The sequence below is a fragment of the Myroides albus genome, from assembly GCF_024722315.1.
GTDB lineage: Bacteria > Bacteroidota > Bacteroidia > Flavobacteriales > Flavobacteriaceae > Flavobacterium > Flavobacterium album_A.
On record NZ_CP102754.1, the window covers coordinates 3,466,703 to 3,480,511 of the forward strand.

The window sequence follows — 13,809 nt, forward strand, 5'->3', positions numbered from 1 at the left end:
ACTAAAAAGATACAATCATGCACAAATATATATATCCCCTATTTCTTCTTACTGCCATAAGTTTGAGTTCTTGTAAGAAAGAACAATCAGTATCAGAGATTCTAGACAAACCTTATTGCGTTCCAGCTGAAGTCAAAGAAGGTCTAAAAATAGAGAAAGTTGTTAATCGTCCTATCGAAAGATCAATTACCTTAAACGGAACTATTGACTATAACAAAGACAAAACTGTTCCTTATATCAGTCTTGTTGACGGCGTTATTACCCATGTTAACTTCTCTATTGGAGATTACGTAAAGAAAGGACAAATATTAGCAGAAATAAACAGTACCGATCTGAGCGAGTTACAAGATGACCTTAAGTCAAGTGAAAGAGATTTACTACTGGCTAAAAGAGAATTAGAATCGACAATGCAAATGTATGAAGACGGCATCTCCTCTCAGAAAGAGTTAATTGAAGCTCAAAGTGAAGTAAGCGTTTTGGAAGCCAAAGTCAAAGCTACCAGATCGAATTTAAATCGATATGAAGCTAATGCTTCAACAGGTTCTTTTTTAATCAAGTCGCCTATAACTGGATACATTGTCAGCAAAGATATTGCCAATGGCTCAACTGTTTCTGCTGGAGAAGAAGCTTTGTTTACAGTAGCAGATCTAAGTGATGTATGGGTAATGATCAACGTCTATGCGACGAGTATGAGACACATCAAGAAAGACTTAAAGGTACAAGTAAGTACACTTGCCTATCCTGATGAATACTTTGCAGGGACAATTTCGTTAGTTTCACAAGTTTTTGATAGTGAAGAACGCGTCTTGAAAGCGCAAGTAACCATGAATAATACCGAAATGAAACTAAAACCTGGTATGGCAGCTGATGTGATTATTCAATTAGACGACAATCAAGGAAATGCTCTTGCTATCCCAAATAACGCGATCATATTCGATAATAATCAAAACTATGTGGTAGTCTATAAAGACGACTGTCATCAGGAAATAAGAAGTATATCTCCTATCGCCAAGAATAATATATATACTTATGTCAATGCTAACATAGATGAAAACGACCAAGTCATTACTACAAATGAATTATTGATCTATGAGCAATTAACAAACAAACTATAAAGTAGAAGAAAACATGCAAAAATTTGTTAGAAATATAGTTTCATTTTCTCTTAAAAACACTTTTATCGTCCTTTTTGGGGTTTTAATCTTGCTTTTTGGAGGAATCTATAGTTATATACACACTCCTATTGAGGCATTTCCTGATGTGACTAATACCAGAGCACGTATTATTACGCAATGGCCAGGAAGAAGTGCTGAAGAAATAGAAAAATTCGTCACTCTACCTATCTCGAAAGAGATGAATACCATACCAAATAAAGCAGAGGTACGCTCTATCTCCTTATTTGGATTGTCTGTAGTGACCGTTTTATTCAATGATGAAATAGACGATTTCTATGCGCAACAATATGCATCAAATCGAATGGGCAATGTTAATCTGCCTGAGGGTGCAGACTTTGAAATAGAACCTCCTTCAGGGGCAACTGGCGAAATTTTTAGATACATTATCAAAAGTGACTTGCCGATCAAAGAAGTTACGTCAATTCAAGATTGGGTAATTGAACGCGAATTACTTTCTGTTCCTGGTGTTGCTGATATTGTGAGCTTTGGTGGGGAAGAAAAAATATATGAGATTCAGATTAACCCAACTGAATTGGTTAACTATGATCTTTCGCCATTAGATGTATATGAGGCCGTTGAGAAAAGCAATATAAATGTAGGTGGAGATGTGATTCAACGCGGCGATCAGGCTTATGTTGTTAGAGGGGTTGGCTTATTAGATAACGTGGAGGATATAGAAAATATCCTTATCGAAGTAAAGGGAAATACACCTATATTAGTCAAACACGTTGCTAATGTGAGTATCAGTGCCAAACCAAGATTAGGACAAGTAGGCTTTCAAGATGAGGACGATGTGGTACAAGGGATTGTAGTTATGCTACGCGGAGAGAATCCAAGTGAAGTGATTACTGGTTTGAAAGATAAAATAGAAGAACTCAACGAGCGCATTCTACCTAAGAATGTAAAAATAGAGCCTATCATAGACCGTACTGATTTAGTTAATACAACAGTTCACACAGTAACTAAGAACTTGGTAGAGGGAGTTATACTTGTTTCTATCATCGTATTTATTTTCTTGTACAACTGGCGCACAACTTTTATAGTAGCTTCAGTAATTCCCCTTGCCTTTTTATTCGCTATCATAATGCTAAAAATACAAGGACTCCCTGCAAACCTTATCTCGATGGGAGCTTTAGACTTTGGATTATTACTGGAAGGTACTTTAGTAATTGTGGAGCACGTATTTGTAGGATTAGAGAAAAAAGCAAGTATGGTGGGCATGCAGCGATTCAATAAGATGTCCAAATTAGGTACTATTAAGAAAAGTGCAGGAAGCGTAGCTGGATATATATTCTTTGCGCTTTTAATCTTGATTGTTGCTTTAATGCCAATATTTTCTTTCCAAAAAGTAGAGGGTAAAATGTTCTCTCCACTCGCCTTTACATTGGGATATGCCTTATTAGGATCACTGATTCTGAGTTTAACCTATGTTCCTGCAATGTGTAAAATTCTTTTGACAAAGAATATTGAAGAAAAGGAAAATATGATCTCTCGTTTCTTTAAAAAGAATATATACAAAATGTTTGAGGTAGCTTTTAAAAACAAGAGAGTAACCTTCAGCTTATTTACAGTACTATTAGTGATTTGCGGCGTGCGCTTTCACTACTATGGATCAGAGTTCTTACCGAAGTTAAATGAAGGGGCGATTTATGTGCGTGCTACTCTCCCAAGTAGTATTAATCTTGATGAATCTGTTCGATTAACCAAAGAAATGAAAGGTATACTACGCGAGTTTGACGAAGTTAAGTTTGTTCTTACTCAAACCGGTCGCCCTAATGATGGTACTGATCCAACAGGATTTTTTAATATTGAATTTCACACCGAACTCAAACCAGAGAGCCAATGGAATAGAAGTATTTCCAAGGATGAATTATTAGAAGAAATGCGCGTTGCACTTGAAAAATACCCAGGTATTAACTTTGGGTTCAGTCAACCTATTCAAGATAACGTTGAGGAATATGTTGCAGGAGTTAAGAGTTCTTTGGTTATCAAGATATTTGGCAATGACTTATTTGAACTGGAAGATTATGCTAATCAGGTAGCTAAGAGCATAAAAGACGTACCAGGTGTTACTGACTTAAATATCTTTAAGAATATCGGATTACCAGAATTGAGAATTTCTCTTCACGATCACAAGATGGCAAAATACGCCGTTACTACTGCCGATGCACAAGCAGTGATAGCTATGACTATCGGTGGACAGGCAGCTACTACTTTTTATGAAGATGAGAGAATGTTTGATGTGGTTTTGCGATTCGATAAAAACTATCGTGATTCAGCGGAGAAAATTGGAGATATCCTTATTCCATCCTTAGATGGTAAACAAGTTCCCTTGAAGGAAATAGCAACAATTGATTATCATACGGGTCCTGCTTTTATTTACCGAGAAGGGTCAAGTCGCTATATTGGGGTTGGCTTTAGTATAGAAGGTAGAGATCTTGGAAGTACAATAGCAGAGGCAAAACAAAAAGTAGAAGCCAATGTACACTTGCCTAAATCAAATAAAATCGAATGGGCAGGTGAATTTGAAAGTAAAGAAAGAGCGGCAAATCAATTGATGTTAGTCGTTCCTGTATCTCTTGTATTGATTTTATTCTTGTTGTACTTCAACTTTGGCAATTTTAAGGATACTGCCATTGCCTCCATCACAATTCCATTTGCCTTTATAGGAGGTTTCTTATCCCTATGGATGACAGGAACAATATTTGGAATCTCTGCTGGTATTGGATTCATTATCCTATTTGGTGTGGCGACGATTGACGGTATAGTCCTTATTGGTGTCATGAGAGAAAATATGCGCAAACAAATGGAGCTAATTGACGCTATTAAAGATGGGGTCAAAAGTAGAATCAGACCTGTAATTATGATTGCCTTGATGGGATCTATGGGATTACTTCCTGCAGCACTATCTCATGGCATGGGATCTGAGATACAAAAGCCCTTGGCAATTATGATTGTTGGTGGACTTATTGTATGTATGATTTTATCATTTACAGTATTGCCTTTAATATTCTACTGGGCATATAAGAATAAAGAAAAACAATAACATTATTTTATTTAAGTAGCTAGTTTGAAAGAGGAGATTGACATTTTTGTTGGTCTCCTTTTTTTATTTGTTTGTTTTAATATAAATCTCACATATGATAATCTATGTGGTAGTTAATGGTACAACTACAATAAAAAAGGTCTTATCAAATTGATAAGACCTTTTCCAGTAAGTGTTGTGTTGTATAGCGATTTTTAAATGCTCTTAATTAGTGAATAACAATTCACGATACTTAGTTAATGTCCACAATTCATTGTCCACTTTCATCTCTAACTTATCACTGTGATATCTGATAATATCAAAATATGGCTTAACCTCTTCACAGTATACGTGTGCTTGTTCTTCAATGTCTTCTATGAGATTTGCTTTCTTTCTCGCATTAGTCATCTCAGTAACTTTTGCGTTAATCTCTGCAATGTGGTAACTAATCTTTCTGATGATTTGTAGTTGTTCACTTGCAATATTGCTAAAGTCTTCTTCTCCAAATATTTCTTTAAGCCCTTTTACATTGTCTATAACAAGGTTTTGATAGCGAATAGCAGTTGGGATTACGTGATTTCTTGCAATATCACCTAAAACACGTCCTTCTATTTGGATTCTCTTTACGTATTCTTCTAATTCTATTTCGTAGCGAGCTAATACTTCTTTTCTCGTCATTACATTCATTTCTTCAAACAGAGAAATTGTCGCTTCAGACTTTTTGATTTTCAATGCTTTTGGAGTTGTCTTATTATTACTTAGACCTCTCTTTGCAGCTTCTTTCTCCCAGTCCTCACTATATCCATCTCCTTCAAACAAAATACGCTCACTCTCTTTGATGTATTCACGCAATACATTAAAGATTGCTTCATCTCTTTTTAGACCGTCTTCGCCCATTAACTGATCTACCTGTGCTTTAAATGCTCTTAATTGTTTTGCAACAATCGTGTTTAGTACAGTCATTGGTCCAGCACAATTGGCAGTTGAACCTACAGCTCTAAACTCAAACTTATTACCTGTAAAGGCAAATGGAGAAGTTCTATTTCTATCGGTATTGTCAAGTAGCACATCTGGAATTTTCCCAACTACGTTGAGTTTTAAATCAGTCTTTTCTTCAGGAGATAGTTTTCCATCGGTTACCTCTTTCAACTCCTCTAACACTTTTGTCAACTGCTGTCCAATGAATACAGACATGATAGCAGGTGGAGCTTCATTAGCACCTAATCGATGATCATTACTTGCTGAGGCGATTGCCGAACGCAATAACTCTTCATTCTCATTTACAGCTTTAATCGTATTGATAAAGAAAGTTAAGAATTGTAGATTGCTCTTCGGTGTCTTACTGGGACTTAATAGGTTTACTCCCGTATCAGTTGCTAAAGACCAGTTGTTGTGCTTACCAGATCCATTCACCCCTTTGAAAGGCTTTTCATGGAACAACACTTTAAAGTGATGACGCTCAGCCACTTTTTTCATTACATCCATTAACAAAGAGTTGTGATCCACAGCTAAGTTTGTCTCCTCAAAGATTGGAGCCAACTCAAACTGATTCGGAGCTACTTCATTGTGTCTTGTTTTAACTGGAATCCCCAACAATATACAGTTGTTCTCTAAATCGTGCATATAATTCAACACACGAGTCGGAATAGAACCAAAATAGTGATCATCAAGCTGTTGTCCTTTTGCAGCAGTGTGCCCCAAAAGTGTTCTTCCAGTAGTTAAGATATCGGGTCTTGACTCTGCTAAAGCAGAATCCACAAGGAAATACTCTTGCTCCCATCCTAAAGTAGGTATTACTTTTTTGACATTTTTATCAAATAACTTTGCTATTTCTGTAGCTGCATCATCGATAGCATTAATAGCTTTTAAAAGAGGTGTTTTATTGTCTAAGGCTTCACCAGTATAGGCAATAAATACAGTTGGGATACACAAAGTAGAGCCAAATATAAATGCTGGAGAGGTTGGATCCCATGCAGTATAACCTCTTGCTTCAAAAGTATTTCGAATACCACCGTTTGGAAAACTCGATGCATCTGGTTCTTGTTGTACTAATTGGCTACCGTTAAACTTTTCAACAGGATCGCCATCGAATTGCGTTTCAAAAAAGGCATCGTGCTTCTCTGCTGTAGTACCAGTTAATGGTTGAAACCAGTGAGTGTAGTGTGTTACTCCTTTTGATAAGGCCCATTCCTTCATACCTAAAGCAATGTAATCGGCTAACCTTCTATCAATTTTAATCCCTAACTGGGCATTCTTTACTGCCTGATAAGCTTCAGGAGTTAAAAATTGACGCATAGACTTATCATTAAAAACATTGTCACCAAAAATTAATGATTTTCTACCCAGCTCCTCTACTTTAACAGGTTCTCTTGACGCTGCTTTCTCAATTGCTCGAAAACGAAATGTTGACATAATTATTGTTTTTCAGAAGGCCCCCCCCTCTATTAGTGATGCAAATGTATGAAAAAGTTCAAAAAAACAACCAACACCCCCTTGTTTTTTTACTCAATCATGTAAAAAATAATCTTTACAACCTACCACCCCCTGGTCAAAGTCAAAATATAGCAAACCAATTATAGCCTCGTACAGCTTAATTAACCCTGTATTCTCCCTTTGTTTTAATACTTAGGGATAGTGCGACTTAACTCGAAAGTAAAAAGGGCAGAAATAAAAAAAGAGAAGCTAAATTAGCTTCTCCTTCTCTTACTATGTTGAATTGTAATTAAAGCTTAATTACATCTTCTTCTTTAAAGTTGTATTTCTTTACTAACTCATCGTAGCTTACTCGCTTAGATGGCACAACATTATTAGCTGACTTAATTTCTTTCGGGTCATCTGCCTGAATATAAACCAGTCTAAACACAAGTCCTTTGGTAAAACTTATTTGTCCTACCTTATCGTAATTTACTAAATCGTGATTTCCTCTTGCAAATAAATCAACATTAAAAGGACCAAAGTTATAAAAGTACTTGATACTTGATTTTTCCTCTTTTCCATTAATGTTTAGCACGATATCGTTATACTCTCTTGGTAAAGGCGTCCATATAGGTGCATCCTTATCAACACCATCTAAAAAGTATACAAATACAGCATCTCCTAATCCTAAATCAATAGGGTGTTCAATTCTATACTCATTACTTTGATTTGGCACCTCTTTATTCTGTACAAAATTAACATCAAACTTTTCATACACTGCAATAATACCATTGCCATTACCATTACCATTACCAGATCCCGGAGGTCCTGGAGGCCCCGGAGGTCCTTGTGGTCCGTCTGAACCAGTACAACTTGCTGCAACTACTCCTCCAATGATTAATAGTGCAATACCAAAAAACTTTTTCATAATAACTCTACATTAAAATAATAAAACGTAATGTACTACCTTTTTAGTATTAATCACTATTACCTTAGTATAAATTTAAGATTACTCCTTGTGAATCGCTCTATTTATCTCTTCTTGAATTTCTTCATAGCGTTTTGCTAAATCTTCGCTAATTCGCCCAGCGTGCTTTTTTAAGCTTCTCAATTGAAAACCATATACTAAGCTTGATACCCCCAAGAAGATAAAAGTAAAGGCCGTCCAATACACAATAGTAAATGCTCCAAAAGTAAAGTTAGCAACCATCATCACAGAGAAGATAAGACCAATTAATGCAAGAATGAAAATACCGAACCAATTCTTTGCTCCGTATTCCTTTAATTCAAATGATACAGCCATTCCTCTAAATGAACGGAACATTAAGATAATTCCAATATAGATCGGCAGGATAGCCATTGATAACTCCATCGAGTTAAGAAGTATTAACCCTAAAATAGTATCTATCACACCTCCGAATAACAACCATCCGAAGTTTTCAAGTTCATTCCTATTGACTAAGGCAAAAATAATTTCTGATATCCCTGAAACTAAGAACAAAAAGGCAAATAGCCAAGTTAACGTAATAAAAGATGCTAATGGAGTGGAGAAAATAAAGAACCCACCTATCATAAAAAATATACCCAAGATAACTGGTATATACCAATGTTTCACATTGCTCTTAATGTGTTTTAAAATACTTCTGTGTGCCATAATATAGATTTTTGTTTAATTCCCAATCAAATTTTATTCCCTTTACTCCATTATAAGAAGTAAATTTGTCATTCGAATAAGGTTATTTCTATAAATTTACTACAAAATACTATAAATGAAAAAGTTATCAGCACTTATAATTTCACTTCTAAGTCTAAGTCATTTTTGCAATGCACAGCTGCTAAGCCCCAAATACGATAAACAAGAGATACTCAACAGTATTGAATTAGCTACTGACCTACACAAAGCATATCCCAAAGACTCTTTAAATGATCTAACGAATTACGAAAGGATTTACTCATCAAATGATATAGGCTTAACTAATAAGTGGTCACTGTATAAAAATGAAAAGGGAATCCACGAAATTGCAATTAGAGGTTCTGTCAACAAAGGCCTAAGCTGGATGGCCAACTACTACGCGGCAATGATTCCAAGTACAGACAGTATAAAATTAGATGCTAATACTACAGTCTATTACAAATTATCAGAAGATTCTCGAGCAGGAGTTCACGCGGGATGGACTATTGCCTCTTTGTATCTGATGCAAGATATCAAACCGAAATTAGACAGCTTACTTTCTCATGGACATAGGGATATTATTATTTCAGGGCATAGTCAAGGGGCTGCAATCGCCATTTTGCTTACTGCAAATTTATATCAGCAACAAAAAGATAACAAGCTTCCAAAAGATCTGAGAATAAAGACCTACGCAATCGCTGCACCTAAACCAGGTAATCTGTATTTTAGTTATCAATACGAAGCACTCACAAGGCAATGGAGTTATACAGTTATCAATACTTTAGATTGGGTACCTGAAGTACCACCTACTACGCAAATGCTAAGTGATTTTAATGCTATTAGTCCTTTTTCGGATAAAGAAACTACCAAAATGTTTAAAGGAATTAGCTGGCCCAAAAGATGGTTTGCACAAGGCATATTCAAAGGGCTTAAAAACCCTACTAAAAAATCTGTCAAGAAGTACAACAAGTATTTAGGTGGTTTTATATTTAAACAAATCCACAAAGATTTACCTGAACTACAAGAACCAAAGTATCTTCAAAATGCCAATTACCACAGGGTAAGCAACCCTATTATTCTTAATGGTATCCAGGATAAAGAATATATGAAGACGTTTAATGAAGTTGAAAGTATCATGACGCACCACAATCCACCAGCTTATAAGTATCTTACAAATAAACAACTTTAATACAACGGCTATCTTTTAATGAGATAGCCTTTTTTTGTTCCCCCCTTACTGAAAAGAATGGTCGAATAAAAAGCTTTATCTACATCAAAAAAAAAAGAGACTGGTTAGGTCTCTTTTACACAATACAATTTTTCAATTGATTATAGTTATAGTTAGGTTAGGGTTGTTCTATGTTTAATTCTTTTTTAATCTTATTACTTGGCACAAGATACACATCTTTGTTATTTTATCAATTAAATAAAACAAACAACTATTATTTTTACATTAAACACATTAAAATAATCCACATTTACAAACACAAACCATTTACTTACCAAGTATTATTAATGTAAAAACAAAATTTTAACATACTGTTTGCAAAAAAAATCAACTATAAGGATATGATATTTTTTAAGATGTTACTCAGATATAGTCTTTTTTAGAGCATCAATCCTCGTAATACTCTATTCTATCTATATTGAGGACATATTAACTATCCAATTAATCCAAAAGAATTCCCTTTGGAAATAAAACAAGCTCTATTGAGATAATACTAATCGTTTATAGTATATATTTAAAACGCCCTGCTAGATCTTTAGTAGGGCGTTTTTTTGTACACTAGATGCTGCGTAGTTTGCAATATATACCCACATCATCTTTCCACAATCCACATAAGGTAAAGGTCGAAATATCTTCCGTGACACATAATACATCTTTTAACTGTTTTCTTAACCTGTTTGACACATAAAGGGTTGCCTCTACTGGTAAAACAATTAACCAAAAACCAAAAAAAAAGCCTGTGAACATTCAGTCCACAGGCTTTATATAAATAAGCGAGAAATTAATCTTACATATTACGTCTGTACTGTCCTCCTACTTCAAATAACGCTGAAGTAATCTGACCTAACGAACAGACTTTAGAAGCATCCATTAATGCTTCGAATATATTGCCATTTTGAATAGCGACTTCTTGAATACGCTCTAATTGTTCTTTTACTAAAGCCTCATTAGCCTTATTCAAATTCTTTTTTGTCTTGATCTGGAATAGTTTCTCCTCTTCTGTTGCACGGATAACTTCAGCAGGAACTACCGTTGGAGATCCTTTAGAGCTCAAGAAAGTATTTACTCCAATAATAGGGAACGTACCATTGTGTTTTAATGTTTCATAGTACAATGACTCTTCTTGGATTTTAGAACGTTGGTACATTGTCTCCATTGCTCCTAACACCCCTCCTCTTTCTGTAATTCTATCAAATTCTGCTAATACCGCAGCCTCTACTAAATCCGTTAATTCTTCAATAATAAATGATCCCTGTATTGGATTCTCATTTTTAGCCAATCCTAGCTCTTTATTAATGATTAACTGTATTGCCATAGCTCTACGTACAGATTCTTCCGTAGGAGTCGTAATAGCCTCATCATACGCGTTAGTGTGAAGTGAATTACAGTTGTCATAGATAGCATATAACGCTTGAAGTGTAGTACGGATATCATTAAAGTCTATCTCTTGTGCATGCAATGAACGACCTGATGTCTGAATGTGATATTTCAACATCTGAGCACGCTCATTAGCTCCATACTTATTCTTCAGTGCTTTTGCCCAAATACGACGAGCTACACGTCCAATCACAGCATATTCTGGGTCAATACCATTCGAGAAGAAAAACGATAAGTTTGGCCCAAAAGCGTTGATATCCATTCCTCTGCTTAGATAATATTCTACATACGTAAACCCGTTAGCTAATGTAAATGCCAACTGCGTTATAGGATTTGCCCCTGCCTCTGCAATGTGATATCCTGAGATAGACACAGAATAGAAGTTACGCACATTCTTCTCAATAAAATACTCTTGTACATCTCCCATTAAACGAAGAGCAAACTCCGTAGAGAAAATACACGTATTTTGAGCTTGATCTTCTTTTAAGATATCAGCTTGTACCGTACCACGCACTTGTGATAAGGTATTCTTTTTAATCTCTGCATATACTTCTTTTGGAAGTACCTGATCACCTGTTACTCCTAAAAGCATTAGTCCTAGTCCATCATTCCCTTCTGGTAACTCTCCATTATATCGCGGTCTCTCGACGCCTTTCTTCTTATAAATAGCTTCAATCTTTGCTTCAACTTCTGCCTCTAATCCATTCTCTTTGATATAGATTTCACATTGTTGATCAATTGCTGCATTCATAAAGAATCCCAATAACATAGGTGCTGGTCCATTAATCGTCATAGACACAGAAGTTAAAGCATGTGCAAGGTTAAACCCTGAATACAACTTCTTCGCGTCGTCTAAACAACAAATAGAAACTCCTGCATTTCCAATCTTTCCATAAATATCAGGTCGGTGTCCTGGATCATTACCATATAACGTAACTGAGTCAAATGCAGTAGACAGTCGCTTAGCAGGCATGCCTAAAGACACATAGTGAAAACGTCTATTGGTACGCTCTGGCCCTCCCTCTCCTGCAAACATACGTGTAGGATCTTCTCCCTCGCGTTTAAACGGATAAAGTCCTGAAGTAAAAGGAAACTCCCCTGGTACATTCTCTTGTAATGACCAACGCAAGATATCTCCCCATGCCTCATACTTAGGCAGTGCAATTTTAGGAATCTGTAAATGTGATAAACTCTCTGAATGCGTAGCAATCTTAATCTCCTTATCACGCACTTTGAAAGAATATACAGGATTCTTGTATTTATTAACTTTTTGATCCCATGTCAAAATAACTTCCCAGTTATAAGGATCTAAGTTCATCTTCACCTTGTCAAATTCCTTTAAAAGAAGGTTGATGAACAATTGTGTATCAGCATCTTTAGAAACTACTGTTTCTTCTACAATTCCTGATTTATCTATTTCTGGCAATTTACCAGCTACTGTTTCTACTGTTTTAAAAATACCATATAACTTCTGAGCTACTTCCTTTTGAGAAAGGACAGTTTCGTCATATTTACGGTTATTCTCTGCTATTTCAGATAGGTAACGTGTACGGTTAGGTGGTATCACAAAGACCTTCTCACTCATCTCTTTTGTGATTTCGAAATTAGACTTTAAGTCCGCTCCGGTCTTCTCTACCACTTTATCCATAATCGCTTTATATAAAGCATTGGTACCTGGATCGTTAAACTGAGAAGCAATTGTACCAAACACAGGCATTTCGTCTGGGTTTACATCCCATAAGTTGTGGTTGCGTTGATATTGTTTCTTTACATCTCTGATTGCATCTAATGCTCCGCGTTTATCAAATTTATTGATTGCAACAATGTCTGCGAAGTCAAGCATATCAATCTTTTCTAACTGCGTAGCTGCTCCAAACTCTGGCGTCATGATATACAAAGAGGCATCTGAGTGATCTAAAATTTCTGTATCTGACTGCCCAATTCCTGAAGTCTCAAGGATAATTAAATCGTAATTAGCCGCCTGAAGTACTTGAAGTGTTTCTTCAACATAACGAGATAACGCTAAGTTAGACTGACGAGTAGCTAACGAACGCATAAATACTCGAGGATTGTTAATCGAGTTCATACGGATACGATCTCCTAACAGTGCTCCACCTGTCTTACGCTTAGACGGATCGACAGAAACTAAAGCTACTGTCTTTTCAGGGAAGTCAATCAAGAAGCGACGAACTAATTCATCTACCATAGACGATTTACCTGCTCCACCCGTTCCAGTAATACCTAATACTGGCGTATTCTTATGTTTCTCATGATCGTATTTAAATATTTTTAAGAAGTCTTCTTCCCTATTTTCCGCTAAAGAGATTAAGCGAGAAATCGTAGTAACATCTTTATCTGCTAAAGATTGGTAGACATCTTTTCCGTCTGGTAATTGTAAGTCCATTGTAGGATAATCGGCCTTCTCTACCATATCGTTAATCATGCCTTGTAATCCCATAGCTCGTCCATCATCTGGAGAATATAAACGAGTAATACCATAGTCCATTAATTCTTTTATCTCACTAGGCAAAATTACTCCACCTCCACCTCCAACGATTCGAATATGGCCTGCTCCTTTTTCTTGTAACAGATCATACATATATTTAAAATACTCGTTATGACCACCTTGATATGAAGTCATTGCAATCGCATTAGCATCTTCTTGGATAGCTGTATTTACTACCTCTTCAACGCTCTTATCATGTCCTAAGTGAATAACCTCACATCCTGTTGATTGGATAATACGACGCATAATATTAATCGCCGCATCATGGCCATCAAATAAAGCCGCCGCAGTAACTATACGCACCTTGTTAGTAGGCGTATAGGGTGTATTTTGTTGCATAATTCTTATTTTATAGTTTTTGAGTAGGAAAGCAATATAGTGAAATATTCGAATATTTGGTATCTAATTTCC

General features: G+C 35.9%; 7 protein-coding genes. 3 read left to right on the forward strand and 4 right to left on the reverse strand.

The genetic code is table 11. From position 1 onward, the window contains the following. The first annotated feature begins 17 nt into the window (after positions 1–17). Both NWE55_RS15440 and NWE55_RS15445 read left to right on the forward strand, forming a co-directional pair. Positions 18–1,115 (forward strand): efflux RND transporter periplasmic adaptor subunit, encoded by a 1,098-nt coding sequence (locus tag NWE55_RS15440; protein ID WP_258204384.1) that lies wholly within the window; start codon positions 18–20, stop codon positions 1,113–1,115. A gap of 13 nt (positions 1,116–1,128) precedes the next feature. Continuing rightward, the gene (locus NWE55_RS15445) at positions 1,129–4,221 is read left to right on the forward strand and encodes an efflux RND transporter permease subunit (protein ID WP_160338981.1); all 3,093 of its coding nucleotides are present in this window, start codon (positions 1,129–1,131) and stop codon (positions 4,219–4,221) included. Between the two features lie 204 nt (positions 4,222–4,425). On the opposite strand, the gene NWE55_RS15450 is transcribed toward NWE55_RS15445, so the two are convergent. The 3 genes from NWE55_RS15450 to NWE55_RS15460 all read right to left on the reverse strand — a co-directional run bounded on the left by NWE55_RS15450 (position 4,426) and on the right by NWE55_RS15460 (position 8,269). Next, positions 4,426–6,612, reverse strand: coding sequence for a glutamine synthetase III family protein (locus tag NWE55_RS15450; protein WP_155091514.1), 2,187 nt, complete (start codon positions 6,610–6,612; stop codon positions 4,426–4,428). A gap of 310 nt (positions 6,613–6,922) precedes the next feature. Then, entirely contained in the window at positions 6,923–7,543 is a 621-nt protein-coding gene (locus NWE55_RS15455) for a hypothetical protein (protein ID WP_160338980.1), read from the reverse strand. 81 nt (positions 7,544–7,624) lie between these two features. Next, entirely contained in the window at positions 7,625–8,269 is a 645-nt protein-coding gene (locus NWE55_RS15460; RefSeq protein ID WP_155091516.1) for an HdeD family acid-resistance protein, read from the reverse strand. 115 nt (positions 8,270–8,384) lie between these two features. Between NWE55_RS15460 and NWE55_RS15465 the strand changes: the two genes are divergently transcribed. Next, positions 8,385–9,476: a lipase family protein gene (locus tag NWE55_RS15465; protein ID WP_160338979.1), complete on the forward strand. Its 1,092-nt coding sequence runs from the start codon at positions 8,385–8,387 to the stop codon at positions 9,474–9,476. 826 nt (positions 9,477–10,302) lie between these two features. Here the strand turns inward: NWE55_RS15465 and NWE55_RS15470 are convergent. Next, positions 10,303–13,737 carry a methylmalonyl-CoA mutase family protein gene (locus tag NWE55_RS15470; protein WP_160339022.1) on the reverse strand — a complete coding sequence of 1,145 codons (3,435 nt, stop codon included), beginning with the start codon at positions 13,735–13,737 and terminating at the stop codon, positions 10,303–10,305. Positions 13,738–13,809: the final 72 nt, after the last annotated feature.